The sequence below is a fragment of the Candidatus Methylacidiphilales bacterium genome (assembly GCA_028713655.1).
Classification (GTDB): Bacteria; Verrucomicrobiota; Verrucomicrobiia; order Methylacidiphilales; family JAAUTS01; genus JAQTNW01.
In genome coordinates this window covers 21,952-47,370 of record JAQTNW010000013.1, presented here as the reverse complement: position 1 = coordinate 47,370, position 25,419 = coordinate 21,952, and the positions used below count along the sequence as shown (strand labels likewise).

Below are 25,419 nucleotides of genomic sequence, written 5' to 3'. Positions count from 1 at the left end.
GAGGTTCCCTGTGTCCGCTCTATTTGTACTGATTGCCCTGTTGCTCGCCTTGCTGTTGCTGGTTCTGTTTGTCGGCATATTGGCCACCGCAATTTTCAATAAACTCGTTGTACTGCGCAACCGCTACAAAAACGCATTTTCGCAAATCGACGTGCAATTGAAGCGGCGCTACGACCTCATACCCAATCTGGTCGAGACCGCAAAGGGCTATCTGGCCCATGAGCGCCAGACTCTGGAGGAAGTGATTGCCGCCCGCAACCAGGCGTCCTCCGCCGCGCAAAAAGCGGCGTCAAATCCCGGTGAAACCGCAGCCATGCAGGGCCTGTCCGGCGCCGAATCCACCCTGACCGGGGCTCTCGGACGGTTGATGGCCGTGGTGGAAGCCTATCCAGACCTCAAGGCCAACCAAACAATGGCGCAACTTTCAGAGGAACTCACCTCGACGGAAAACAAGGTGTCCTTCGCCCGCCAGGCTTACAATGACTCCGTCATGTCCTACAACACGGCCCGCGAAACGTTCCCGGATAATCTGGTTGCGGGTATCCTCAACTTCCAGGCGGCGGAACTTTTCCAGATCACGAACGACGCCGAGCGCGCGGCCCCCAAGGTTTCATTTTCATAAAACGGAGCTCTCGTATTCAAATTCCAACCTCCGACATTGCCTTACCCTGGTGTATTCGAGCATCTGCCAGGTCTTGAACCATGGATTTTTTTGAACAGCAGGAGTTGGCGCGAAAAAAAACGCGGGTCTTGGTGCTGTATTTTTCCCTGGCTGTCATCCTGACAATGCTTGCTGTCTATGCCGTCGCTCTCGTCGGCACACTTTATTTTAATCAAGCCGGGACTTATGGAAGATTTGAAAGCACTCCGGACCCCCTTTCCACGCTGTTCAGCAACCCATCGGCCTGGTGGGACCCTCAACTGGCCCTGATCGTTTTTTTCGGAGTTGGTTTGGTTGTTTTCACGGGAAGCTCCGTCCGGATTTATCAATTGGCCCGTGGCGGCGGATCGGTCGCCTCCGAACTCGGCGGCCGTCCGGTCAACCGCCAGACCTCGGACCCGGACGAAAAAAAACTGCTCAATGTGGTTGAGGAAATGTCCATAGCCTCCGGCACTCCCATGCCGGAAACGTATGTGCTCGACGAGGAGCCCGGCATCAATGCCTTCGCCGCCGGCTATAAAAGCGCCGACACGGCCATCGGAGTCACCCGCGGCTGCATCCGCCGCTTGAGCCGCGACGAGTTGCAGGGAACCATCGCCCATGAATTCAGCCACATTTTAAACGGCGATATGCGCATGAACATGCGCCTGTCCTGCCTGACCTTCGGCATCCTTTTCATCGCGTTGACCGGCAAACAAATTATCCAGCTTCCGTTCAGGGTCCGGTTCAGCGGTTCCTCGAGAGGCAGAGGAGGCGCAGGCCCCGTGATCCTGGTCCTTCTCGCCTCAGGACTCGCCCTTTGCATCATTGGCTCCATCGGCTATTTTTTCACACGGCTGATCCAGGCCGCAGTCTGCCGCCAGCGCGAATTTCTCGCCGATGCCGCCGCCGTCCAGTTCACCCGCAACCCGGACGGCATTGCCAACGCGCTGAAAAAAATCGCAGGGTTGGCTGAAGGTTCCTCCATCAAATCGCCCCAGGCATCCAAGGCCAGCCACTTTTTCTTCGGCAACGCGCACAACAGTTTTTGGGACAACATTTTCGCAACACACCCGCCGGTTGTGGAACGCATCCGCGCCATTGAACCCGATTTTTCACCCGACTCCCTCGCCCCCTTGCCATCGGAAGAAAGCGCCGCAATTCAACCCGCAATATCCGATCTTGGATTAAACGCCGCGCTGGGTCTCTCAGCCCTGAGCAACACACCAGCCTCGGGTTTCATCCAATACGCCGGAGCTCCAGACCCGGGCCATCTTGAACTGGCGCGCGGCATTCTGGATTCAATCCCGGCAGAGCTTCAGCAGGCCTGCCGTGATCCCTTGGAAGCCAAAGCCGTTATTTTCAGCCTTTTGCTTTCCGATAACGCCGCATCGGCGGAAAGCCAGATGGCTTTGCTGCAAAACAGCCCGGAAGCGCCCGTCTGCCTGGAAATCAGCCGCTTGGAGAAAAGCCTGGCCTCCCTGCAGACTAACCATCAGCTTTCACTTGTTGACCTCGCCACCCCCGCCCTGCGCCAGATGTCCGCAGGCCAATACGATTCCTTCACCGGCATGCTCACGCGCCTCGCCGAGGCCGACGGCCAGATTTCCCTTTTTGAATACACCCTGCAAAAAATGCTGCGCTACCATCTCGATGCGCACTTCCATCCCTCGCCGCCGCCCAAGATCCGCTACCAGTCCCTCCTGCCGGTCCTGGACGCTGCAGTTACGTTGCTTGGAGCCCTGGCCCGCGTCAAAGATGGCGGCGAAGATGAAATGCTCGCCGCTTTCAACAAGGGAACGAGCCAGCTCAATGTCACCGGACAGAATTTTACCCTGCCGCCGCCTGAATCATGCGCCTTGTCCGCAGTGGACGCGGCTTTGAATCAAATCGTCCTGGCTGCGCCGCTCATCCGAAGAAACATCCTTTACGCCTGCGCCAGCACGGTTATGACGGATCAACAGATCAATCTGGAAGAAGGGGAATTGCTGCGCGCCATCTCGGCCAGTCTGGGCTGCCCCATCCCGCCGTTTGCTTCTGAGAAGCTGTGAAAACGGACAGATCCTGCCAAGCAGGCCCGATCCACATCCTAACCTACTTGCTTTGAATGATTTACAGGATTTAATATCCTGTTTTTTATGTTTTGTATTGCCGCGCCTGCTTATTCAAATAAGATCAAATGCTGAGAAAGGAGTTACGCTCAGGGATTTAGCCGGGTCAACTGGAGGAGCTGCCGAAGCAATCTGAATTGTGGATTGCCGGGATAAAATTGCAGCACCTGACCTGAACCATTTCAAAATGACCGGCTTGGATACTTGCGAATGAACCGCTTGCACATGGCGCACTGAACGCCCGGTTCGAAAGCTGCTGGCGATACTCTTTTGGGAAATATTCGGTCTTTAGATATGAATCGACCGGAAACGTTATGACCTTGGCTGAATTATCGGAAATTTTGCCGGTCCCCTCACCGGGATCTGCGCCAGAAATGGAGAAAGTCCTCATGTTCCGAGTTGGACTGGCTCCAAGGGTTTGCGTTTTGATCCACCCTTCCCATCAGAGTGCCTGACCTGCGCCGCAGGCTTTTAAATCCGAATTCGGATTCGCAGATCCTTCCTTGGGCAAACTTGTAACATGAACATGCAAAGATCGGGCCGCCCCAGATCCGGCGGCGGACGCCGCCGTCGCGGCGGAATGCGCCCCCACCCCGGAGACCGCAATCGCAACCCGGGCCAAAAGCCCCAAACCAAAACCAACCCTGTGATCGCCTTCTTCAGCAAGCTGCTGGGATTGGGCAAAAAGGACAATGCACAGGCCCCGAATAGAAACAGGGCGAATGGACGTCCGGATTTCGCGGCACGGAGCGAACGCCAGCCCCGGCCCGAGTCCAACGAAAAGCCCGAGGTGCTGACCCCGCGCCTGTACATCGGCAACCTGCCCTATGAAACTTCGGAAAGCGATCTGTTCGATCACTTCTCCAAGGTTGGCCAGGTGATCAATGTCGAAATCGTACGCGACGCCCGTTCCAACTCGAAGGGATTCGGCTTTGTCGAAATGGGCTCCCTGGAAACAGCAAAGGAAGCCTCCGAAAAATATCATCGGACCGATTTCATGGGCCGCCAGATTGTAGTGGCCGGCTCAAAGAAATAATTTTCGGGTCAAACCGGAGAAAGCAAAAACCCGCCTTGGAAACAGGGCGGGTTTTTTTGTGGCTTGGGCGTCCCGCCCAAGGCTTTTACTGCTTACTTTCCAACAGCTTCACCGCTTCTTCGCGCGCCTTCTCAAACGATGGCAGCGCCGTGTAAAAACGGTGGATCTTGTAGCCCGTCGTTTTCCCGCCTTCGCTTTGCACTTCCCCAAGCAAAAACTTCACTCCGGCGGTTTCCGGCGGGGCTGGCGCCAGCTCCAGCCTTCTCTTGACCACTTTTTTGTCCGAAGCCACCAGTAAATACGCCCACACATACGTCCCGTTTTTATCCAGATTTTCCAGGATGGAAATTTGCGAGCCATCGGGAAGCCGAATCGTCTGGCGCTCATAGCTGAGGAGGGCATTCAACCTGGGATTTTTTCCGGAATCGCGTTCGTCCTGCAAAATTTTCCGCAGGCGTTCCACCTCAGCGGCTTGGCCGAGCGTCTGCCTGGCTTTGATCGCGCCGATCAAGCCGACTTCATTCAGAGGCTCCAATTTGAGAAATCGGACGAATCGTTCATCAGCCTTTTCAAACTGGCCCAGTTGCAGATAAGCCAGCCCGGAAAAAAGCAGCGAACCCTTCGACGCGGAATCTACGGCGAGATTGTGCTCGAAAAGCTCTATAGATTTGCTATACTCTCCTTCCTGGTAGAGTCGGATTGCCTGCTCATACCTCTGGCGCAATTCCTTCACCTGCTCCACCGTGGGTGGCGCTGCCTGCACTCCCGCCATGGATGCGGAAAGCAGCAGCACAAGTGCGGCATAATTCAGGAATGTACAAAACCTGGAAGGGTGAAGTTTCAAGTTGCAAGTTTTCAGTTTCAAATCTCAGGCCTAGCCTTTCATATCCGCGTTTATCTGCGTCCATCCGTGGTTCAAAAGACGTTGGTCATCTGCTCCTTGACATACCCGATTTGCCGCGTTAATAAAGAATAAATCATGCACACGCGTTATACCGCTCTCGCACGACTTAGCCGCCCTGGACTCCAGAGCCGGTACGGTCTGCTTTTATAACGCGCCGCCCAGCTCCTCGAGCTCCAGGCTTTTCTCCCGACGGTTTTTCGCATAGCCTGACTTAATGACTTGCTTAATTTACTAACTTAACATTTTAATGGTTTTTTTATGATAACAGACCCCAGCAAAAAATATCGGCCTTTCCCGCCGGTCGTCCTGCCCGGCCGCCAATGGCCCACACGCACGCTTTCACGCGCCCCCATCTGGTGCAGCGTCGATCTCCGCGACGGCAACCAGGCCCTGCCCATTCCCATGAATGTCGCGCAGAAACTGGAGTTCTTCGATGCCCTGGTCAAAACCGGCTTCAAGGAGATCGAAGTGGGATTCCCCGCCGCTTCCAACACCGAATTTGAATTCATGCGCCGCTTGATTGAGGAAAACCGCATCCCGGACGACGTCACGATCCAAGTGTTGGTGCAGGCGCGTGAGGAATTGATCGAACGCACGGTACAATCGCTGACCGGCGCCAAAAAGGCCATCATTCATCTCTACAACTCCACATCGCCCGCCCAACGCCGCATCGTGTTCGGCATGGAAAAGCCTGACATCGTGCAGGTGGCCGTCCGCGGTACGCAATGGATCAAGGACCGCGTGCCACGCCTGATAGGGACGGATGTGGTTTTTCAATATTCACCAGAAAGCTTTTCCGCCACCGAAGTCGAATTCTCCCTGGAAGTCTGCCAGGCTGTCATGAACGTCTGGCAGCCGACTCCTGACAAAAAAATGATCCTGAACCTGCCAGACACGGTTGAAGTGGCCATGCCCAACGTCTATGCCGACCAGATCGAATGGTTCATCAGCCATTTGAAAAACCGGGAATCGGTCATCATCAGCGTGCATACGCACAACGACCGCGGCACCGGCGTGGCGGCGACCGAGCTGGCCTTGCTCGCGGGCGCGGAACGGGTCGAGGGCACCTTGTTCGGCAACGGCGAGCGCACCGGCAACCTGGACATCGTCACCGTCGCGTTGAATTTGTACACGCAGGGTATTTCACCCGGATTGAAGCTGAAGGATCTCCCCCGCCTGCGCGAGGTGTACGAGCACTGCACGGGAATGGAAGTTCCGGCCCGCCAGCCCTATGGCGGCGAGTTGGTCTTTACGGCTTTCTCCGGCTCACACCAGGACGCGATCAAGAAGGGTTTTTCCGCGATGAAAAAATCCAGGGACGGCCTTTGGGACGTGCCCTATCTCATCATCGATCCGTCCGACATCACTCGCGAATACAGCGAGGTCATCCGCGTCAACAGCCAGTCCGGCAAGGGCGGCATCACGTATCTGCTGGAAAGCGAATACGGCATTTATCTGCCCAAACCGCTGCAGATTGAGTTTGGCAAGCTGGCCAATGAGGAAGTGGATCGGCTGGGGCGCGAAGTCGATGCCTCGGAACTGCGCGCCTTTTTCTGGAAGGAATACATCGAGCGCCGTGCTCCTTATGTGCTGGAGCATTTCCATGCCGACGGAACCAAGGGACTGCTGCGCTGCCGCGCGACGGTTTTGAAGGACGGCAAGCGGATCGATGTCACCGGCGAAGGCAACGGGCCGATAGCGGCCTTTGTGCATGGCCTGACAACTGCGGGCGCAAAACCGTTCGAGGTGGTTTTTTACTCCGAGCACTCACTGGGTTCCGGGGCTGAAGCCAGCGCCATTGCGTACATCCAGGTCCGGGACAAAAACGGCAAGACCGCCTTCGGCGCCGGGGTGGATACCAGCATCGAACTGGCGTCAATCAAAGCCGTGCTCAGCGCCGTGAACCGGCTGGCTGATTCCATTCTTTCTTGATAAGGAGCGCGACCGGCCCGGTCGCACCGTTCGGCATCTGGAACACTCGCGACGCATGTCGGAGTTGCCGAACGGAAGGCAGTGTCGCAGGCGGGACGCCTTCGACTGCGGGCAGGATGCCCGCGCTCCTGGCGAACCAATAACACTACCGCATCCTGCCTGCACCGCTGCGCATCTGAACCAAGGAAAGGGAGTCAACGCTTGACATTGACGAAGCAAGCGCATCACAGATTTGATTTCGCGTTTCCCCTTTTGCGTATTTTGCGCCTTTTTGCGGACAAGCCTTCGCTTTGTTCCTTGCGCTCTGCGCTGCGCCTCATTTCAACCAATGACTGCGGCGCCCGGAATTTCCAGATCCAGCGTCGCCAACTCCGCCCCGTGCGACTTGGCAAGCGCAAGCAGATGAGCATCCGTGGTTCTGGATGCGCCATGACACCACGACGGCCATTGTTGGGACGCTTCCTGGTCATCGGCGATAAACTCATGCCTGGCGCCCAGCGACTGCAACATGCCCGACAGCACCCGGCCCGCTGCCTCGGGTGAAACCTGTCCGCCCGTGCGCTGCACCGAAACCCGCACAAACCCCAACTGCGGAATGGCCGAAGTCAGCAGGCCATCTCCACCCTTTTTCCTCACCTTGCTTACCCAGCGTGCCACGCGGTCATGATCCGCATGGTCGGCCCAGCCCCAGGCCACCAGCACATTCACATCCAGCAGGTATTTCATGGAAAGTCAGCCAGCATTTTCCTCACCGCCTTCGTGGTCAGCGGCGGATGCTGCGGAGCCGGGGCGAAAATCATGGCCCCGGTGTGGCGGCATTTAATCTGCCCCACCGGCTTCGCTTTGGCGGTATTCACACGAATCTGCCTGCGCAAATACTCCGAGAGCGTCAACTTCGCGCGACGGGCGGCCATGTGCAGGCTCCGCGCCTCGTCTTCATCCACCTTGAATGTGAGCGTGGTCATGGGTATTACGGTATTACCGGATTGGAAAAATGTCAAGATGCGCACCATGCTTCCGCTGTCTTCTCAGCGGACTCGGCGACTCTGCGGTAAACAGCTTTTACTCGCGGCTGTTACTTCAACTCGGCCTGATGGAAAAGACACCAGTCGTCCAGATTGTTGAGATCAATGGCATCCGACAGCACCGTCCCATCGTCCTTCAACCCGTTCTCGGAGAGGATCTGCTTGCGCGTGGCGTCATCGTGGATGTAGCCCGCGATGGAAAGATTCAGTTTGTGAACATTCGCTTTGTCGAGCTTCACGCCCGGCTGTTTGGCAATCCAAGCCTCGAACTCGGGATAGCTCGGACGTTTCGTGCTGATAAAATCCTTCACCGCTTCGGGCGTAAGGCCGAGGCCTTTGATGACCATCGAGTCGTAGCCGGCGCCGATGCCGGGATATCCGTCGGCCAGCTTGCCACGCGCTTCGAGTGAGACTTTCAACCAGAGACGGGGCAGATGCAACACACCCAACGGCCCCGCGACGCCTGAACTGATAAGAGGAATGATTTTTGACATGCAGAAAAACTAGTCGAAAAATGGAGTGAGCGCCAACTTTTTTCGGCCAACAAACACCCTGCTCGTGGTGCAACCGGCTAATTCAACAACTGATACCAGTTGTTGCGCTGGTGGGGTTCGTAGCCGGCTGCCGTGATATGGCGTTTGATGTCATCCAAGGTCAGACGGAAGCTCGCCCCCGCCTGCGAGACCACATTTTCCTCCATCATCAGGCTGCCATAGTCGTTGGCGCCAAATTTGAGCGCCACCTGTCCGATCTGCGGCCCCTGCGTCACCCAGGAAGCCTGAACGTTATCAAAATTGTCCAAAAAGATGCGCGCCAGCGCCTGCATGCGCAGATACTCGTGCGAACCCACCGTCTCCGCCTTCAAGACAGTGCCCTCCGCCTGAAAGGTCCAGCAGATAAAAGCGGTGAAGCCGTGCGTGCGATCCTGCAGGTCGCGCAAGCGCTGCAAATGCTCCAGCCGGTCATCGACCGTTTCCACATGGCCGAACATCATTGTGGCGCTGGAATTCAAACCCTGCGCGTGCGCCAGTTCCATCACGCGAAGCCACTGGTCCGCGTCGCATTTCAAGGGCGAAATCCGTTCCCGTATCCGGTTGACCAGAATTTCTCCGCCGCCGCCGGGAATGCTGCCCAAACCCGCTTCCTTGAACCTCCGGATCACTTCCTCCATTGGCATGTTAAAAACGGAGGCGAAATGATTGAATTCCGGCGGTGAAAATCCGTGAATGTTCACCTGCGGGTAGCGGGCTTTGATATGGCCCAACAGATCCAGATAAAAATCGATTCCCAAATCGGGATGATGCCCGCCCTGCATGAGAATTTGCGTTCCGCCCAATGCCACCAGCTCGTCGATTTTTTCGTCGATCTGCCCGTGGGTCAAAATGTAGGCGTCTTCATCCTTTTCCGTTCTATAAAAATTGCAGAACTTGCAATACACATTGCAGACATTGGTGTAGTTGATGTTGCGGTCGATGATGTAAGTGACAATCTCGTTCCCGCGCCCGCCATAGGAGCCTTTTTTGATCTGTTTGCGGCGCTCGTCCGCCAGCCGCCCAAGCTCGGGCAGAGGCAGATCATACAACTCCCGGGCTTCGTCACGAGTGACCCGCCCGCCCATCAGTACCTTTTCGACTGTTTTCTGTTGAACCAACGGTGCTATCATAAAATCCATGTAAAAAAAATGACTTTCCAGAACCCGGTTTTACTCCACCCTTAACCTGATTCGGCGCATCAGCAAAAAAGGATACGCCATTTCCCAATAAGTACAAGGCCGGAATCGAACCCAACCCTACACTGCTCGGCATTAACAACATGGGCTTGCAAGAACCAGGAGATGTCATCGCGGGCCGTTACGAGGTCCTTTCCCTGCTCGGAGTCGGCGGGTTGGGCGAAGTCTATCTCTGCCTGGACAGGGAAAGCCAGACCCGGGTCGCGGTCAAGCGCCTGAAAGACGACAAGCAAATCCCGGCTTCCGTCATTGAGCAAACGCAGCGTGAAGCCAAAGTGCTCTCCGAGCTGCGGCATCGCAACATCATCCGCATCCTGGATTTTTCCATGGACAGCCGGGGCTATTTTTTCGTGCTGGAATTTGTGGACGGGCCGTGTCTGTCGGAAATCATCCGCAACACGCCTTTTGACCAAAACACCTTTCTGCATTTTGCCACGCAATGCCTGGAGGGCCTGGGCGCCGCCCACCGCAGGCACCTGCTGCATCTCGACATCAAGCCGGCGAACCTGATGTTGCACAACTATCCGAACCCCAATTTCACCGTCAAAATCCTCGACTTCGGAGTTGCCAGGCTTGTGGAGGAAACCGCACATGTGGGAGAAAACGAGGAGCTTTACGGTTCCATTTATTACATTTCACCGGAACAGTTGACCCAAAAGCCCCTTGATGCGCGCTCCGACCTTTATTCCCTCGGCCATGTCTTTTACCAATCCCTTTCCGGCGCCATCGCCTTCCCGGGAGTGGATGAAATGATGGCGCTCGCGAAAGCACATCTTCACCAAACCCCGGCCTCGCTTCACGACTACAAACCAGATCTGGATGAAACCCTGTGCCAATGGGTCTATTGGCTGCTGGCGAAAAAACCGGAAGACCGGCCCGCCTCCGACCAGGCTGCGCTTTTTGAACTCACAAAAATCCGCCTGCGCCTGAGCAAGGAAGCCCGGCCCGAGGAATTCGCCATCCCCGAACCGGAAGTGGAGATGGAGTCGGCGTCTGTGGTCCCAGACAAACCTGCCGAGAAAAGTTTTCTCGGACGGCTCTTTAATCGCTAACAAATCTTGCAAGACGCCTGCCGTTGTCTATTGATGTACCTTATGGATGATGCGCCCCGCGCCCGTCCTCCACTTATGAAACGCATCCTTTGCCTCATCCTCGTCTGTATCAGCCCGGTCTGCTGGTCTGAACCCGCTGCCATTACCGCCCAGTCACCACTGCCAGCCCCCACCCCCGCCAAGCCTTCCCTCATTTATGTCATCCCCATCCGCGATGATATCGACACTTCCATGGTCTTCATTGTCCGGCGCGGAATCAAGGAGGCCATCGACAAGCAGGCGGACGCCGTCATCCTGCACATGGACACCAACGGCGGGCGGATCGATAATACGGAGGAAATTATTGCCATTCTGAACCATTTCCAGCATCAGGACCAGCTTTACACCTACATCGACACCAAGGCCTTTTCCGCCGGTGCCTTCATCGCCTCTGCGACCCATAAAATCTATATGGCACCCAGTGCCGTGATAGGCGCGGCCACGCCCATCATCATGTCGTCCGGCGGCGGCGGCGTGGAAACCGTATCCAAAAGCGTCGAGGAAAAAATGACTTCAGCCGTCCGCGGCCTGGTCCGGGCGAATGCCGAACGGCAGGGCCACAATCCCGCCGTCTTCGACGCCATGGTGGACCGCGAGCAGGGGCTGCTCATCGACGGTAAGGAACTTCTCCCCAAAGGCAAACTGCTGACTCTCACGAGCAAGGAAGCCGAAGCCCGGTATGGCAATCCGCCCCAGCCTCTTTTAAGCGCCGGGACTGTATCCAGCCTCGACGCATTCATCACAGAAATTGGCGGCGGGCAGGCCAAGGTGCTGAAAATCGAACCCACGGGCTTTGAACAACTCGGCCGCTTTATTGTCATGATCTCGCCTTTTCTGCTCGCCGGAGCTTTGCTCTGCGGGTACATCGAATTCAAAACCGGCGGCTTCGGAGTTTTTGGAATCAGCGCGGTGGCTCTGGCCCTGGTCTTCTTTTTCGGCCAATACATCGCCGGATTGTCGGGCTACGAATACGTCATGATGTTCTTTTTTGGCGTATTGTTGCTGGCCATTGAATTGTTCGTATTGCCCGGCCACATCCTTCCCGGTCTGGCCGGCGCGGCGCTGATTCTGATTTCCATTTTAAAAGCCATGGTGGACAAATATCCCACGGATCCCGTGATGCCCACCATGCCGCAACTGGAGATTCCCATGACCAAGCTGGGGATCTCATTTGCGATCACACTGGCCGGCATGTGGGTGCTGGCAAAAGTTTTACCCAAGACACCGCTCTATCACAGGCTGGTGCTGCAAACGGTCAACCCCACGACGACCGCCGAGGAACCCAGCGGCATCGGAGTTGGCGATACCGGCATGAGTCTGACCCTTTTGCGCCCCAGTGGAACAGCCGACTTCGGGCACGGACCGGTCGATGTCATCACGCTCGGTGATTTCATCCAATCCGGACAGCGTATCCGCGTGATCCAGACGGAAGGCGGCCATATCATCGTGGAGGCGGCATGATCGGAATTGTCAGCCTCATCCTCGCCGGAATCCTGTTGCTGGCGGCGGAAATTTTTCTTCCGGGCCTGATCGCCGGGATTCTGGGTATCGTCTGCCTGTTGGGCGCGGCCGCCAGGGCCTGGTCGATTTATGGCGCCAATGCGGGCCTTTCGGTGCTTGGAGCGGAGTTCTCCCTCGGCATCATCCTGTTTCTGCTTTGGATGAAATATTTTCCGCGTTCGGCGCTCGGCAAAGTCTTGAGCCTGGACAACACCTCCGCTCCCAGGGCGGATGAAAATGCGGGCCTGCTGGGCAGCACCGGAAAAACCGTGAGCCTGCTGCGTCCTTCCGGCACGGCACGAATCCAGGGGCGGCGGGTGGATGTGATCACCGAAGGGCAGCCCATTCCTCCCGACACGGACATAAAGGTTGTGAAAGTGGACGGCGCGCGTATCATGGTTCGCAAACTATAGAAGCTCTCTGATCGGATTTTTTAATCTTAATCTCAAACAACCCAAGGAAAAATTATTATGTCATTCATCGGGATCATTATAGGCGTCGTCGTCCTCGTTGCGCTGGTCATCATCTTCAACTTTTTCGGGCTCTGGATCCGGGCATGGACCTCCGGAGCGCCCGTCAGCATCATGACCCTCATCGCGATGCGCTTCCGGAACATCCCCAGTTCCCTCATCGTAAATGCCCGCATCACCGCCGTGCGCGCCGGCATCAATGTCGAAAGCCGCCAATTGGAAACCCACTTTCTCGCGGGTGGCAACGTGAACGAAGTAGTCAGGGCCTTGATTGCGGCCGACAAAGCCAAGCTGAACCTCGACTTCAACAGCGCCTGCGCCATCGACCTCGCCACCTCCGGTTCCGGTAAATCGGTTTTCGAGGCCGTGCGTACCTCGGTGAACCCGCGTGTCATCGACTGCCCGAATCCCGCCTCCGGCAAAACCACAATCGAAGCAGTCGCCAAGGACGGCATCGGCCTGCGCGCCCGCGCCCGTGTGACCGTGCGAACCAACCTGGGCCGCTTTGTCGGCGGCGCCACGGAGGAGACCATCATTGCCCGCGTCGGCGAAGGCATTGTCACGACCATCGGTTCCTCCGACACCTACAAGGACGTGCTCGAAGCTCCCGATAAAATCTCCAAAACGGTTCTTCAGCGCGGCCTGGATTCCGGAACCGCCTTTGAAATTCTTTCCATCGACATCGCGGACCTGGATGTCGGCGAAAACATCGGCGCCCGGTTGCAGGCGGACCAGGCTGAAGCCGACAAGCGCGTCGCCCAGGCCCGTGCGGAAGTCCGCCGTGCGGCTGCTGTCGCGACAGAACAGGAAATGAAAGCCCGCGTTGAGGAAATGCGCGCCAAAGTCGTCGAGGCGGAAGCCCAGATTCCAATGGCGATGGCCGAGGCATTCCGCAGCGGAAATCTCGGAATTTTGGATTACATGAAATATAAAAATATCCAGGCCGACACCGCCATGCGTTCCGCCATCGCCACCGACTCGGCGCCGGGAACTCCGAAGCAGAGCTGAGATCGGAACACAAACTGAAGGCTGAACCATGAACCTCGGCGACCTCATCATACCGGTGCTCGTCATTGGCGGCGCCGTGGTTCAGTGGATGGCCAGGAACAAATTAAAAGAGCACGATCATCCTAACACTCCACCTGCACATCCAAATTCGGATCATGCGCCGGCGCCGCGCACGGAGTGGAATGATCTGATGGAGGCGCTCGGCCAAAAGCCCGCAATTCCCCCGGCCCAGACTCAGGTGACGCCTCCACCTCCGTTGCCGCCCGTTAAAAAAGCGCAAACGCACCGTCCGGTCAAAACTCCCACGCGAGTGCCCATGCCCGACCGGCCCATGTCAAAATTTGACGAAATCATTCCTCCTGAAACGAATCTCGAAACGCGGGCGGGCGGGCAGCCCGGCGACCGGCGCCACCTGAAAACGGGCGGAAATGCCGGTCCCTTGCAGTCTGTGGAAACGGCCAAGCCACCGGGAAAACTCCGGTTGTTTCTACGCGACAAGCCTTCCCTGCGCGATGCGGTTGTGTTGAAGGAAATTCTCTCCACGCCCGTTGGCCTGAGAGGGTGAATTTTTCCAGCCTACGGATGGAAAAATTCACATGTTTCGGACTAAAACCTCGCTCAATGCGGATCTGCATCTGCCAATTTGGAGTGCGGTGGCAAGCCGAAGGCGCGACACCGCTTTGGATTTTCCGCAAAAGTGCAACTCCGACATGCGTCGTGAGTAAAAAGCGTCCGCCGTGGCGGGCGCACTCCAAAATTTCACGTTCATTCCCGCTCAAAACACCTTTTTGAAAGGTTTGGTTTCTCGCGATGATGCCGCATGAAGCAATATGATTTTTTCTTTTAAATCCGGCGCCGGCTGATAGCTTGTGGCTTATATTCCCATGTTCAGATTGATCATTTCTTTGGTTGTCCTGCTGGTGGTTGTGTCGATTGCCCTGGGTAAATTGACCCGCTTTTTACGCGCCATCCATGACCTGAAACACGGCGGTCAGAGCATCGGGCCGGAGGAACGGTTCAAGCGCGCCAAAAAGGGCGAAATCATCGAAGTCGAAGCGACGAAGGTCAACGAATTCAAGGAATAGACGCAGAGCAGCAAAACCCCCGAATCAATCCCGGCTTGCATCATAGGCCAATACAACTCATATTCATCACCCCATGCCTCTCGATATCAAGGAATTGGTTACTTCCCGACTCGGGGAAAATTACGATCTGCACGATCAACACGTCAACCGTACACTCGTCAAGGTGCTCAGGACAATCGGGTTCGACAAGGTCTATGCCCGCGCCCAGGGAGCTTATCTGTATGACATGGACGGGCGGGACTACCTCGATTTCCTCAGCGGTTACGGTGTCTTCAATATCGGGCGGAACCATCCCGGGGTCCAAAAAGTCATCCGGGACGTCCTCGATATGGACCTGCCCAACATGGTGCAAATGGATTGCGCGCTGCTCAGCGGGCTCCTGGCTGAAGCTCTCACCAAACGCACAGGGCCGGGTCTCGATGCGGTCTTCTTTTGCAATTCCGGAACCGAATCCGTCGAAGGCGCCATCAAGTTCGCGCGCTGCGCAACCGGCCGCACCCGCATTCTCTCATTGCAAAATTCGTATCACGGGCTGAGTTACGGTTCCCTTTCGATCACCGGCAATAAAAATTTCCAGAACGGTTTCGGTCCCTTCCTGCCTGGCGCCGAACAGGTCAAAAACAACGATCTCGAAGACCTCGAAAGCAAGCTGCGCGCGGGCGATGTCGCCTGCTTCATCGCCGAACTGGTGCAGGGCAAGGGCGTTTATATCCCCGACGACGATTATTTCCCGAAAGCCCAGGCGCTGTGCCGCAAATACGGGGCGTTGTTTATCGCCGATGAAGTGCAAACCGGGCTTGGCAGAACGGGCAAGTTCTTCGCCTTCCAGCATTGGAACCTGGAGCCTGACATTCTCACCATCGCTAAGGCGCTCAGCGGCGGCTATGTTCCTGCCGCCGCGTTTGTCACACGCCGCGAAATCTATCAAAAAGTTTTTTCCAGCCTCGACCGTTGCGTGGTCCATTCCACCACATTCGGGCGGAACAACCTGGCGATGGCCTGCGGCCTTGCGACATTGGAAATTTTGGACGATGAAAAAATCGTGGAAAACGCGGCAAAACGCGGCGAGCAACTCATACGGCGCCTGCGCAGCCTTCAGGAAAAGCACGACATCATCAAGGAAATACGCGGCAAGGGGCTCATGATTGCAATCGAGTTCAAGGAACCCTCTTCCCTCAAGTTGAAAGTGGCCTGGAAAGCGGTCCACGCCGTGGACAAGGGGCTTTTCCCGCAAATGGTCGTCACTCAACTGCTCTCGAAGCATCGCATTTTGACGCAGGTGGCCGGACATCACATGGATGTGTTAAAAATCCTGCCGCCGCTGATTATCGGCGACGAGGAAATCGAACGTTTTGTCAACGCGCTGGATGATGTGGTCGGGAATATTGCCAGCTTCCCCGGACCGTTCTGGGAATTCGGCTCAGGCCTCGTCAAAGCCGCCATCACCTCGGGTTACAACAAAAAAGCGGCCGCGATCTGAAACCAGTCCCAGTTTCAAGATTTCCATCGCACCCTTGAGAGCGTCGCAGGCGCCTTGCGTTAAAAAACCGTGAGGATCCAATCCTAACCCGGATGTTTCACACGCTTCAGAAAGCCGCTTCAAAGTGCCCTGCTCCAAAGTATGGCGGGAACTGGGGTGCAGGAACATCCGGGTTACATAGCCTGCATATGCCCAGCTCGTGTCTTTCCGCTATTACGTCCCGGCGCTAACAGGTTGACCATTGAAATGAGTATGAAATATGCAGGCTAATCCAACAATTCGGCAAAGTTGGCAACGGCAACCTGCTTGAGCCGATCCATGACCTGCGCAGCAGTATTGAGCATGGAGACTTCATCCGCCATTTTGCGCATTTCCTCATAGTTCAGGTTTTGAATGGCGCTTTTGATGCGTGAGATATAAACCGATCCGGTGCTGAGTTCGTCAACCCCCAGCCCCAGAAGCAGCGGCGTCAGAATGACTTCACCCGCCATCTCACCGCAAACGCCGACCCATATTTTCGCCTCATGCGCCTGGGTCACAATATGCCGGATCAACGAGATAATTCCAGGGTGCGTCGGCTGGTAAAGGTACGCCACCTTTTCATTGTTGCGGTCAACCGCCAGCGTGTACTGGATCAGGTCATTCGTGCCGATGCTGACAAAATCAACTTCGCGGGCCAGATGGTTCATAATCATGGCGGCTGCCGGGGTCTCGATCATCGTTCCGATTTCGATTTCCTTGCTAAACCCTTCATTTTCCCGCCCAAGCTCGATCAGCACATCCCGAAGCAATTCCTTTGCCTGCAGAAGTTCCTCGAACGTGGAGACCATGGGAAACATGATGCGTATCTTCGTTCCCGCACCCGCACGGCATATCGCCCTCAACTGGGTCCGGAACACATCCCTGCGTTCCAGGCAGTAGCGTATCGCGCGCCAGCCCAGGAACGGGTTCAATTCCTCAGACATTCCAAGATGGTCGAGCATCTTGTCTCCCCCGACATCAAGGGTTCGGAAGATCACCGGATACGGCCGCGCTGCCTCAATCACCTTGCGATACATTTCCAACTGCTCCATCTCCGTTGGTAGTTCCAGTCTATTGAGAAATAAAAATTCAGTGCGATAAAGCCCGACACCTTCCGCACCGGCGGCCTGGATCAGGTGAAAATCCTCCGGCAACTCGACATTGGCTGAAACAATCACCTTGTGGCCGTCACGGGTGACGGCCTCAGTGCCCCGCAATTGTCCCAGCTTCTCCTCCACCAGGTGGCGTTTCTCGCCAATCTTGCCGTATTCAAACTTGGTTTGCTCGCTGGGATTGATGATCAGGAGGCCCTGATAACCGTCGAGGATCACTTCCACCTCGTTATCGAGGGTCTGGGAGGCTTCCTTCAACCCGACCACGGCCGGGATGTTGAGAGACCGCGCCATGATGGCTGTGTGCGAAGTACGACTGCCGATGTCGGTGGCAAATCCAAGAACCTTGCTGCGGTCCAAAACCGCGGTATCGGAAGGCGAAAGATCGTGCGCAAGAATAATGCACGGCTTTTCCAGGTCATAACGATCCGACATTGCCGTCCCCATGAGATTGCTGAGGATTCGCCGCCCGACATCCAAAATATCCGCCGCCCGCTCTTGCAGGTACACGTCGTCCATGTCGCGCATGGTCTGCGCATAGTTTTGAATCAGATGATGGAAGACATGCTCGACGCACAACAACCGGGATTCCACCTGTTTCCGCACCGCTTCCAGCAAACTGCCGTCCTCGACTACGAGCAGATGTGCGTCGAAAATACTGGCGTCCTTCTCTCCGATGGAGGCGGAGAGATGTTCCTTGATTTCAAGGATCTGCTGGCGTGTTTTGACAAGCGCGGATTCAAAGCGGGCGATTTCGCCGGGAACTTCCTGAGGCTTGATCTGGCGACGCGGGATCGAGAGTTCCTCGCGTGTTAAAATGGCCAAAGTACCGTGGACAACTCCGGGTGAAACCGGGATGCCCTTGATTTTGAGATCAGTGCCTGATTGATGCAACGCCATTTTCTGGAGGCTATGCTATAAGAAGCATGGCAAATGGCAAGCGGTGCGAAAAAAGAATTTACAACAAGTCAAAACCAAAGACCGGAATTGAACCACGGACTCCGACATGCGTCGCGAGCAGATGCACGCGGATAAAAACCAGCACAGGGTCTCACACGAAGCCACGAAGAAAGGCAAAAGACATTTTTTACGGGAAGGACGCGAAGGAGAAGCAGGTTTATCCGAAGATTAGCGGGATGGACGCTTATTCCTCGTCGAACTTGCGCTGGATGAGTTCTTCCAGTTCCTTGAGGGCCTGGGGGGCTTCATCGCCCGCAGCGATGACTTTGAGACGGGAGCCGCAACCGGCTGCCAGCATCATCAGGCCCATGATGCTCTTGCCATTGACTTCTTCGCCGTCTTTTTCAACGGTGATTTCACAGGGAAAACGGTTCGCGACACGGACAAACATGGCGGCCGGACGGGCATGCAAGCCCAGTTTGTTCAGGATTACCATGATTTTTTCACTGGCGTTGCCGCCAACTCCAACTTTTTTATTCATCACGCCCATTTTTCAGGATTCTCGTTGTTGCATCTTGTTGAGCAAACGCTCGTTAAATTCAAAGGCGGAATGATGGCCTATACTCTTGAGTTTCTGGTCCAAGGCGGCCACTTCCACCAACCCGGCCAAGTCTCGTCCTGACCGCACTGGAATTGTTACATGGGGAACTTTAATTTGCAATATCTCAAAAAAATCCTGGTCCAAACCGATCCGGTCCACATTTTCCACCTTGGACCACTCGACCAGGGAAACCACCATATCAACGCGTTTTTGATAACGAATGCTGCTGGCCCCAAAAATGCTGGCCACATTCAGGATACCGATTCCGCGCACCTCGATATAGTGCCGGGTCAGGTCGTTTGATGTCCCGGTCAATTCCCGGCCCTCAATGCATTTGATCTTGGTAATGTCGTCCGAAACCAGCGAATACCCGCGCTCAATCAAACCCAGTACGCATTCGCTTTTCCCGATCCCGCTTTCTCCGCGGATCAAAACCCCGATCCCCTGGATATCGACCATGCTGCTGTGCAGGGTCGTCACAGGGGCAAAATCCTCCTCAAGCAGGATGGTGACCCGATTGACCAGGCGCATGGTGATGACCGGCGAGCAAAATACCGGGACGCTGTGATTTTCCGCCTCCTCCAAAAGAAAAGCCGGCGGGCTGATGTTCCGCGCAATGATCAGGCACGGGATTTTGCGGTCCAGGATTTCCCGGATGCGGGTGCGGCGCAAATTCTGCGGCAGTGAGCTTAAAAAGGCCATTTCGCTCTTGCCGATCATCTGCACACGGCGGTTGGCGAAATATTTATAAAAGCCGGTCAAAGCAAGGCCCAGGCGGTTCACCGAACCCTCGGTGATCCTCCGGTTCATCCCCTGGGCGCCTGCGATCAGCTTGAGCTGCAAGGCGCTGGAGTGGCGGGCGTAAAATTGCCCGACCGTCACCTGGGGATTTTCCTGCTTTTTTTGGGGCTTCATTTATGCGCGCTGTTGTAACCGGACGGATGCCTGACCCGCCAGGCCCATGCGCTTTCCACAATCTGTTGAATCTTGTTGAAACGCGGTTTCCAACCCAGATCCATCTTGATGCGGTTGGAACTGGCCACCAGGCGCGGCGGATCTCCGGGGCGCGGGTCCATCATCTCCGCCGGGATGGGATGCGCCGTCACCTTGCGCGCCACTTCCACCACTTGCAGGACGGAATATCCCTCCCCGGTGCCCAGGTTGTAAAAACCTCCGGACGTTCTCTCTAATGATTTGATATGAGCGTCCGCCAGGTCCACCACATGGATGTAGTCGCGGATGCAGGTGCCGTCCGGCGTGTTGTAATCGCTGCCAAAAATCGAGATGGATTCCTTCTTGCCCAGCGCCACATCCAAAACATTCGGGATCAGGTGGGTCTCGATCTTCCGGTCCTCGCCGTTCATTTCCGTCGCCCCCGCGGCGTTGAAATAGCGCAGCGCTGTGAAAACAATCCCATGCACCTGCTCGTACCACTTGAGTATCTGCTCGAAAACCAGCTTGGAATGGCCGTAAGGATTGATCGGCTTCTGGGGGCAGCGCTCGTCAATCGGCATTTTTTCCGGCAACCCATAGGTGGCGCAGGATGAGGAAAAAACGATCTTCTTGCAGCCGCTCCGCGCCAGGGATTCCAACAGGTTGACCCCGCCGGAAACATTGGTCTGGTAATAAAGGTAGGGATTGGTCATCGACTCCCCGACCAGCGCCTTGCCCGCAAAGTGAATGGCGGCATCGGGTTTGAACCCGGCCACGGCCCGGTTCACCTGTTCAAAGTGGTTGATGTCCCCCTTGCAAAACTCCGCCTTGGGATGGACCGCGTCCGTGTGGCCTTCCTCCAGATTGTCAAATACCAGGACTTCATGTCCGGTTTTGATGAGTTCCTCCACACACACACTGCCGATGTACCCGGCCCCGCCTGTAACAAAAACACGCATAAGTGGAAAAATAATTAGGCCGTGTCAGGCGGAAGTCACGAGAAAATGCAGGCTACTAGGCGTCCTTCAAATTCATCGCCATGAGGAATTCGGCGTTGCTCTTGGTCTTTTTCAGGCGGTCGAGCAGGATTTCCATGGCTTCCACCGGCGGCAGCGAACTGAGCGCCCTGCGCAAGGCATGTATCCTGGGAGTTTCGTCCGGATGATAGAGCAATTCCTCCTTGCGGGTCCCCGACTTGGGAATGTTGACGGCCGGATACACGCGTTTGTCCACCAAAGCGCGGTCCAGATTGATTTCCATGTTGCCGGTGCCCTTGAACTCCTCGAAAATGACTTCATCCATCTTGCTGCCGGTATCGACCAGCGCCGTGGCGATGATTGTCAGGCTGCCTCCTTCTTCGAGATTACGGGCCGCAGCGAAGAAACGCCGGGGTTTGTGCAGCGCGTTGGCGTCCACACCACCCGACAAAATCTTGCCGCTGTGCGGCTGCAACGTGTTGTACGCCCGGGCCAGCCGGGTCAGGCTGTCCAGCAGGATGATGACATCCACTTTGCGCTCAGCCAGGCGCTTGGCGCGCTCGATGACCATTTCCGCCACCTGCACATGGCGCTCCGGCGGTTCGTCAAACGTGGAACTGATCACCTCGCCCTTGACGGAACGTTTCATGTCCGTCACTTCTTCCGGGCGTTCGTCAATCAAGAGCACAATCAGATAGGCGTTCGGATGGTTGGTCGTGATGGTATTGGCCACCTTCTGCATCAGAACGGTCTTGCCGGTCCGCGGCGGCGCCACAATCAAACCGCGCTGTCCAAACCCAATCGGCGTGATGAGGTCCATGGCCCGCATCGCCATGTCCGCCTTGGGGCCGGAAGTTTCCAGCATGATGCGCCGGTTCGGGAACAGTGGTGTCAGGTTGTCGAAGTGAATGACACTCTTGGCCTTTTCAGGAACCTCGCCCTCCAACTTATCGACCGATAACAACGCAAAATAGCGCTCCTTGTCGCGTGGCGGACGCAGTTCGCCGGAGATCAAATCGCCTTTCTTGAGGCCATAACGCCGGATCTGGGACGGGGAAACATAAATGTCCTCGGGACAGGGCGTATAGTTATGGATCGGCCAGCGCAAAAACCCGTAGGCGTCCGGCAGGATTTCCAGCACACCTTCGCCAAACATCCGGCCCTTGCGGTAGGCGTTCCGGCGCAGGATCTCAAAAATCAATTCGTGTTTGCGCAGCGTGCCGATGTTGTCGATCTTGAATCCGGTGGCCATGGCGCTGAGCTCGATGATCGACAGCTTTTGCAGGTCGCCGAGATGCAGCTCCACACCGGGCGGCAATTCTTCGCCAGGCGCAAGCGGTTCGCCATTGGAGACCTCAGGCAAAGGCTGGCCGTAAGGCTCGCGACCCTGTTCCGAGGAACTTTCGGGCTGGAAACCGGGATCTGGCTGGTCGTCGTACTGGCGCCGGCGTCCACGATGGTGGAATCCCCTGCCACGTCCGCGAGGCCCGCCCTGGCCTCCCTGGCCGCGTGGACCGCCCCGCCCTCCCCTGTTTTCAGAGCTGTAGGGTTGCGCGACATCCAGCGGTTCGCGATTGCCGGTCGGTTCAGCCTGGGCCGAACCCTTGATTTCATCTTCGTTTGCCATAAAAATATCCTATTCGTTTTGTGCGAGCCAAACCTGTTCAAGCAGTTCGGTCTGGTGGTTTAATAATTCCAAGCTTCCGTTGTTCCATAGAACCACGTGGCTTTTTCTGATTTTTTCCTCCACAGGCTCCTGTGCCCGAATCCACTGACGCGCTTCCGTTTCGTTCATGCCTCGCTGCTGCAACCGTTCCAATTGAAATTCAAAGGGAGAGGCCACGCATGCCACGGAGTCAAACCGATCTTCGCCCCCCGTCTCGAACAGCAGTGGAATCACCACCACCACGGGAACCCCCGGGGAATTCCGCAAATGTTGCTGCAGGCGATTATTCCAAACAGAACGGATCAGCGGATGAAGGATCGAATTTAACAACTTTCTCTTCTCAGGATCAGATAAAACCATCCGACCGAGGAGAGTCCGGTCAACCAGATGCGACCTATTTAGGATGTTTACCCCAAAAGCGTCAACTGTTTTTTTATGCCCCTCCGTGCCGGGCTCCAGTTGCTCCCGCGCAATCCGGTCGGTATCGATGACCTCCCAACCCTTCTTCTGGAGAAAATCCGACACCGCGCTTTTCCCGCACGCGATCCCGCCTGTGATGCAAAATTTGTTCATTGGCTTTTTATTCATCAACAGATTATGCAGATTTGCACAGATCAAAAGGCGTTAGACTTTTGAATAACTTTCTCTTTCCCATCTGCGTTTATCTGTGTCCATCCGTGGTTCAAAAATGTCTTTTGTTCGCACACGGGACGAATCCGTCCTCTGGCGGATCTTCCTTTCGCGTCGTTTCGCGGGCAAACACAAACCCCCTTGTCTTCCCCCTTTTCAGGGGGATGGGTGCACGATGAAATTCAAAAGTTTAAATTAAGAATTATGAAACATTCAGAATTCTTCATTTCCATCTGATTTTCCTCCGCGCCTCTGCGTCTCTGTGAGAGAAAATGCCTTTGCCTAAACCTTCTCGTCCTTTGCGATCTTCCTGTAAAAAATATTTTTGTCTTTTTCGTACCTTGGTGTCTTCGTGGTTCGTATTCCAGTTTCATCTGCATGACTCTGCGCCATCTGCGGTTAAAATCAGCCCCGGAAAATCGCCTAGGGTTCCGCCGGAATTTCCTGCAAAATCGAAGCCCGCACCCGGAACCCCGAGCTTTGAGTGCGCCCGTTCCGTCCGCCTCCGGAAAAAAAGCTCCGGTTGAATTCATCCGACGCACCCTTGAACCCGCCGATGGCCACCTCGCTCCCGTTGGCCACCGTCACCACCGTCGCCAAGTCACGGTAATCGATAATCTCGCATTTCGCGTCCACCAGCGCGCTGATCTGCGGCATGAGCTCCACCTCGATCCTGTCCCCCACAACCCGCGGGGTGACGGAAAGTTGCGAGCCGATGGAACGCCAATGCACCTCCGGCGTCACATAGGCGTGATCCAGCGCGTATTGATAAAAGTAATTCAAAAACGGCACTTCCTGCACCACGCGGATGCTCGCGGATTTTCCGCTTTGCACCACCAGAAACTGTCCGGAACGGCTGCTTTGGGTCGTACTCCTGTCCATCAGGTTGATATCGACGGAATTCCCGGGCCCCGGCCGGTTTCCCGCATGAATGCCGCCACCACCTGTGCGCCATTGAACACCGGCGGAACGGTCCGTTTGGGAACTGTCTTCATCGAACAAAACTTCGACTTTAACGTTAGGCCGCGGCGCGGCCAGTTGCTTGATAATCGCCTCGGCCGTCTCGACATAGGCGGTCTCATCCTGCACCAGCACTTTGCGTTCGGGCTTGAGGATGACCATTTTTCCGGTGGGAGACAAAACCTGTTTCAAGCCTTGCTCCACCTCGGCGGGATCGGCGTTGCCGTAGTTGAAAACCTTGGACACCACTTCGGCCCGCAGGCTGAGAGGGAGAAACAAGGAAAACAGAAGAAGCCACAGAACCCGCTTCATATAATCATGCTGCCAGCATCCCGCGACATCACAAGATTTTAACATTGCCAGTGGCGCGAAAAAAAAGGAACTTTGCCTGTCCACCCGGGATGAAAATTCTCCTCTTACACAGCACATTTTGGCCGCTGATCGGCGGAACCGAAAGCATCATGCGCCAGCACGCCGAAATGCTGGCCGAACACGGGCACGACGTGCGTGTTGTCACCGGACACGGCCAGCCCAGCAACGACCAATACCATGTGGAAGTCCTCAAGGAGCTCTCTCCGGGATTTCCCCTCAACCTCCAGGCCAAACGCGCGCTCGACCACGGGCAGACCGACCAGCACCTGAACACCTTCACCCACCTGCTCACCGAGACGCTGAAACCCTATTACGACCAGGCCGATGTCGTCATCACCCACGGCGCGGTCACAACTCACTTTAATCTGGCGCTAACCCAGGCTGTCTGGAAGCTCGCCGGTTCCAAACCGACCATCGCCTGGGTCCACGATTTCACGCCCGCCAACAAAAACTACGCCCTGCCCAATCCGGGGCACATGCCCTGGGCCCTCATGAGCCAGGCCCACCCGCAAATCAAATACGTCGCCGTTTCCGGACAGCGCCAGCAGGAAATCACCCAAACCCTCGGACTCGAGGAAAGCCAGGTCCCCGTCATCGAAAACGGAATTGACTTCAATGAGTTGCTGGGAATCGAACCCGCCTTCAAAAGCTGGCTGGAACGGATTGATTTTCTCGCGCGCGACATCATTTTTTTCTATCCAACCAAGCTGCTTCAGCGGAAAAACATCGACCAGGCCATCCTCTGGGCCGATGCGATCAAAAAGGCGGGCCTGAATCCGCTCCTGCTCATCAGCGGCAGCCAGGATGTTTATGGAACCGCCGGGGCCAGCTACGAGGACTACTTGAAATATTTTCCCAAACAACTTGGCCTTGAAAATGAGGTGTTTTATCTCAACGACTACAATGATGAAATAGGACCGGTCTGGCAGCAGGCATTCCGCATCAGCGATGTCCTGCTCTTCTCCTCCGGTTACGAGGGGTTCGGCATCCCGCCGCTGGAAGCCGTCGCCACCCGCATCCCCTGCTGGTGCCAGCCCCTCGGCACCATCCCCGACTGGCTTGCCCCGGCCATGACCTTTGTGAAAACTCCGGAGGAGGCGGCAGGAGCGGCGCAGGAGCTGGTGTCAAACCCCGTGTTCCAGGCGCGGAAACGAATCTGGCAGGAACACAATTGGAACTACCTTTACGATAAAAAAATCTGGCCTTTGCTTCAATCGCTGCTTGGCTGAAAAAGAC

The 25,419-nt window shown here is 55.9% G+C and carries 24 protein-coding genes; 12 read left to right on the top strand and 12 right to left on the bottom strand.

Going from position 1 to position 25,419, the window contains the following annotated elements; genetic code table 11:
- Window positions 1-10: 10 nt before the first annotated feature.
- From PHD76_05940 to PHD76_05930, 3 genes are all read left to right on the top strand, one after another.
- Window positions 11-622: a LemA family protein gene (locus tag PHD76_05940; protein ID MDD5261374.1), complete on the top strand. Its 612-nt coding sequence runs from the start codon at window positions 11-13 to the stop codon at window positions 620-622.
- An 80-nt stretch (window positions 623-702) separates the two neighbouring features.
- Window positions 703-2,691, top strand: a complete 1,989-nt coding sequence (locus PHD76_05935; protein MDD5261373.1) for a M48 family metallopeptidase — start codon at window positions 703-705, stop codon at window positions 2,689-2,691.
- 580 nt (window positions 2,692-3,271) lie between these two features.
- Window positions 3,272-3,787 carry an RNA-binding protein gene (locus tag PHD76_05930; GenBank protein ID MDD5261372.1) on the top strand — a complete coding sequence of 172 codons (516 nt, stop codon included), beginning with the start codon at window positions 3,272-3,274 and terminating at the stop codon, window positions 3,785-3,787.
- 85 nt (window positions 3,788-3,872) lie between these two features.
- On the opposite strand, the gene PHD76_05925 is transcribed toward PHD76_05930, so the two are convergent.
- Window positions 3,873-4,631, bottom strand: a complete 759-nt coding sequence (locus PHD76_05925) for a hypothetical protein (GenBank protein MDD5261371.1) — start codon at window positions 4,629-4,631, stop codon at window positions 3,873-3,875.
- 318 nt (window positions 4,632-4,949) lie between these two features.
- Here PHD76_05925 and leuA point away from each other — a divergent pair, with 318 nt between their 5' ends.
- Window positions 4,950-6,623: a 2-isopropylmalate synthase gene (gene leuA, locus PHD76_05920; GenBank protein ID MDD5261370.1), complete on the top strand. Its 1,674-nt coding sequence runs from the start codon at window positions 4,950-4,952 to the stop codon at window positions 6,621-6,623.
- 321 nt (window positions 6,624-6,944) lie between these two features.
- On the opposite strand, the gene PHD76_05915 is transcribed toward leuA, so the two are convergent.
- From PHD76_05915 to mqnC, 4 genes are all read right to left on the bottom strand, one after another.
- Entirely contained in the window at window positions 6,945-7,349 is a 405-nt protein-coding gene (locus PHD76_05915; protein MDD5261369.1) for a PIN domain-containing protein, read from the bottom strand.
- The gene (locus PHD76_05910) at window positions 7,346-7,588 is read right to left on the bottom strand and encodes a hypothetical protein (GenBank protein MDD5261368.1); all 243 of its coding nucleotides are present in this window, start codon (window positions 7,586-7,588) and stop codon (window positions 7,346-7,348) included. The genes PHD76_05915 and PHD76_05910 overlap by 4 nt, the downstream gene beginning before the upstream one ends.
- Window positions 7,589-7,698: 110 nt before the next feature.
- On the bottom strand, window positions 7,699-8,142 hold the full coding sequence (locus PHD76_05905) for a DUF5069 domain-containing protein (protein ID MDD5261367.1): 444 nt from the start codon (window positions 8,140-8,142) through the stop codon (window positions 7,699-7,701).
- A gap of 77 nt (window positions 8,143-8,219) precedes the next feature.
- Entirely contained in the window at window positions 8,220-9,311 is a 1,092-nt protein-coding gene (mqnC, locus tag PHD76_05900; GenBank protein ID MDD5261366.1) for a dehypoxanthine futalosine cyclase, read from the bottom strand.
- 149 nt (window positions 9,312-9,460) lie between these two features.
- On the opposite strand from mqnC, the gene PHD76_05895 reads away from it, so the two are divergent.
- From PHD76_05895 to PHD76_05865, 7 genes are all read left to right on the top strand, one after another.
- Complete coding sequence (locus tag PHD76_05895) at window positions 9,461-10,429, top strand: serine/threonine-protein kinase (protein MDD5261365.1); 969 nt, start codon at window positions 9,461-9,463, stop codon at window positions 10,427-10,429.
- A gap of 75 nt (window positions 10,430-10,504) precedes the next feature.
- Window positions 10,505-11,929: a serine protease gene (locus tag PHD76_05890; protein MDD5261364.1), complete on the top strand. Its 1,425-nt coding sequence runs from the start codon at window positions 10,505-10,507 to the stop codon at window positions 11,927-11,929.
- Window positions 11,926-12,381 (top strand): NfeD family protein, encoded by a 456-nt coding sequence (locus PHD76_05885; protein MDD5261363.1) that lies wholly within the window; start codon window positions 11,926-11,928, stop codon window positions 12,379-12,381. The genes PHD76_05890 and PHD76_05885 overlap by 4 nt, the downstream gene beginning before the upstream one ends.
- Before the next feature lie 57 nt (window positions 12,382-12,438).
- Window positions 12,439-13,446, top strand: a complete 1,008-nt coding sequence (gene floA, locus PHD76_05880; protein MDD5261362.1) for a flotillin-like protein FloA — start codon at window positions 12,439-12,441, stop codon at window positions 13,444-13,446.
- Window positions 13,447-13,474: 28 nt separating this feature from the next.
- Window positions 13,475-14,011 (top strand): hypothetical protein, encoded by a 537-nt coding sequence (locus tag PHD76_05875; protein ID MDD5261361.1) that lies wholly within the window; start codon window positions 13,475-13,477, stop codon window positions 14,009-14,011.
- 319 nt (window positions 14,012-14,330) lie between these two features.
- Entirely contained in the window at window positions 14,331-14,531 is a 201-nt protein-coding gene (locus tag PHD76_05870; protein MDD5261360.1) for a hypothetical protein, read from the top strand.
- 73 nt (window positions 14,532-14,604) lie between these two features.
- Window positions 14,605-16,011: an aspartate aminotransferase family protein gene (locus tag PHD76_05865; protein ID MDD5261359.1), complete on the top strand. Its 1,407-nt coding sequence runs from the start codon at window positions 14,605-14,607 to the stop codon at window positions 16,009-16,011.
- A gap of 266 nt (window positions 16,012-16,277) precedes the next feature.
- On the opposite strand, the gene ptsP is transcribed toward PHD76_05865, so the two are convergent.
- The 7 genes from ptsP to PHD76_05830 all read right to left on the bottom strand — a co-directional run bounded on the left by ptsP (window position 16,278) and on the right by PHD76_05830 (window position 24,123).
- On the bottom strand, window positions 16,278-18,044 hold the full coding sequence (gene ptsP, locus PHD76_05860) for a phosphoenolpyruvate--protein phosphotransferase (protein MDD5261358.1): 1,767 nt from the start codon (window positions 18,042-18,044) through the stop codon (window positions 16,278-16,280).
- A 244-nt stretch (window positions 18,045-18,288) separates the two neighbouring features.
- Complete coding sequence (locus tag PHD76_05855; GenBank protein ID MDD5261357.1) at window positions 18,289-18,585, bottom strand: HPr family phosphocarrier protein; 297 nt, start codon at window positions 18,583-18,585, stop codon at window positions 18,289-18,291.
- 12 nt (window positions 18,586-18,597) lie between these two features.
- Window positions 18,598-19,560 (bottom strand): HPr(Ser) kinase/phosphatase, encoded by a 963-nt coding sequence (gene hprK, locus PHD76_05850; protein ID MDD5261356.1) that lies wholly within the window; start codon window positions 19,558-19,560, stop codon window positions 18,598-18,600.
- Complete coding sequence (gene galE / locus PHD76_05845; protein MDD5261355.1) at window positions 19,557-20,537, bottom strand: UDP-glucose 4-epimerase GalE; 981 nt, start codon at window positions 20,535-20,537, stop codon at window positions 19,557-19,559. Before galE ends, hprK begins: the two co-directional genes overlap by 4 nt.
- Window positions 20,538-20,592: 55 nt before the next feature.
- A complete protein-coding gene (gene rho / locus PHD76_05840; protein ID MDD5261354.1) occupies window positions 20,593-21,840 on the bottom strand; it encodes a transcription termination factor Rho in 1,248 nt (415 codons plus the stop codon).
- 351 nt (window positions 21,841-22,191) lie between these two features.
- Window positions 22,192-22,794: a dephospho-CoA kinase gene (gene coaE / locus PHD76_05835; protein MDD5261353.1), complete on the bottom strand. Its 603-nt coding sequence runs from the start codon at window positions 22,792-22,794 to the stop codon at window positions 22,192-22,194.
- A 480-nt stretch (window positions 22,795-23,274) separates the two neighbouring features.
- Window positions 23,275-24,123 (bottom strand): hypothetical protein, encoded by an 849-nt coding sequence (locus PHD76_05830; protein ID MDD5261352.1) that lies wholly within the window; start codon window positions 24,121-24,123, stop codon window positions 23,275-23,277.
- A gap of 89 nt (window positions 24,124-24,212) precedes the next feature.
- Between PHD76_05830 and PHD76_05825 the strand changes: the two genes are divergently transcribed.
- Window positions 24,213-25,412 (top strand): glycosyltransferase family 4 protein, encoded by a 1,200-nt coding sequence (locus tag PHD76_05825; protein ID MDD5261351.1) that lies wholly within the window; start codon window positions 24,213-24,215, stop codon window positions 25,410-25,412.
- Window positions 25,413-25,419 lie beyond the last annotated feature (7 nt).

What these genes read in the sequence shown, in the direction of transcription:
- PHD76_05885 (MDD5261363.1), top strand. Translation starts at nt 11,926, where the DNA reads ATGATCGGAATTGTCAGCCTCATCCTCGCCGGAATCCTGTTGCTGGCG.
- PHD76_05875 (MDD5261361.1), top strand. Translation starts at nt 13,475, where the DNA reads ATGAACCTCGGCGACCTCATCATACCGGTGCTCGTCATTGGCGGCGCC.
- PHD76_05905 (MDD5261367.1), bottom strand. Translation starts at nt 8,142, where the DNA reads ATGTCAAAAATCATTCCTCTTATCAGTTCAGGCGTCGCGGGGCCGTTG.
- PHD76_05915 (MDD5261369.1), bottom strand. Translation starts at nt 7,349, where the DNA reads ATGAAATACCTGCTGGATGTGAATGTGCTGGTGGCCTGGGGCTGGGCC.
- PHD76_05855 (MDD5261357.1), bottom strand. Translation starts at nt 18,585, where the DNA reads ATGAATAAAAAAGTTGGAGTTGGCGGCAACGCCAGTGAAAAAATCATG.
- PHD76_05890 (MDD5261364.1), top strand. Translation starts at nt 10,505, where the DNA reads ATGAAACGCATCCTTTGCCTCATCCTCGTCTGTATCAGCCCGGTCTGC.
- PHD76_05825 (MDD5261351.1), top strand. Translation starts at nt 24,213, where the DNA reads ATGAAAATTCTCCTCTTACACAGCACATTTTGGCCGCTGATCGGCGGA.
- ptsP (MDD5261358.1), bottom strand. Translation starts at nt 18,044, where the DNA reads ATGGCGTTGCATCAATCAGGCACTGATCTCAAAATCAAGGGCATCCCG.
- coaE (MDD5261353.1), bottom strand. Translation starts at nt 22,794, where the DNA reads ATGAACAAATTTTGCATCACAGGCGGGATCGCGTGCGGGAAAAGCGCG.
- hprK (MDD5261356.1), bottom strand. Translation starts at nt 19,560, where the DNA reads ATGAAGCCCCAAAAAAAGCAGGAAAATCCCCAGGTGACGGTCGGGCAA.
- PHD76_05930 (MDD5261372.1), top strand. Translation starts at nt 3,272, where the DNA reads ATGAACATGCAAAGATCGGGCCGCCCCAGATCCGGCGGCGGACGCCGC.
- PHD76_05910 (MDD5261368.1), bottom strand. Translation starts at nt 7,588, where the DNA reads ATGACCACGCTCACATTCAAGGTGGATGAAGACGAGGCGCGGAGCCTG.
- PHD76_05870 (MDD5261360.1), top strand. Translation starts at nt 14,331, where the DNA reads ATGTTCAGATTGATCATTTCTTTGGTTGTCCTGCTGGTGGTTGTGTCG.
- leuA (MDD5261370.1), top strand. Translation starts at nt 4,950, where the DNA reads ATGATAACAGACCCCAGCAAAAAATATCGGCCTTTCCCGCCGGTCGTC.
- PHD76_05935 (MDD5261373.1), top strand. Translation starts at nt 703, where the DNA reads ATGGATTTTTTTGAACAGCAGGAGTTGGCGCGAAAAAAAACGCGGGTC.
- galE (MDD5261355.1), bottom strand. Translation starts at nt 20,537, where the DNA reads ATGCGTGTTTTTGTTACAGGCGGGGCCGGGTACATCGGCAGTGTGTGT.
- PHD76_05895 (MDD5261365.1), top strand. Translation starts at nt 9,461, where the DNA reads ATGGGCTTGCAAGAACCAGGAGATGTCATCGCGGGCCGTTACGAGGTC.
- PHD76_05830 (MDD5261352.1), bottom strand. Translation starts at nt 24,123, where the DNA reads ATGAAGCGGGTTCTGTGGCTTCTTCTGTTTTCCTTGTTTCTCCCTCTC.
- floA (MDD5261362.1), top strand. Translation starts at nt 12,439, where the DNA reads ATGTCATTCATCGGGATCATTATAGGCGTCGTCGTCCTCGTTGCGCTG.
- mqnC (MDD5261366.1), bottom strand. Translation starts at nt 9,311, where the DNA reads ATGATAGCACCGTTGGTTCAACAGAAAACAGTCGAAAAGGTACTGATG.
- PHD76_05865 (MDD5261359.1), top strand. Translation starts at nt 14,605, where the DNA reads ATGCCTCTCGATATCAAGGAATTGGTTACTTCCCGACTCGGGGAAAAT.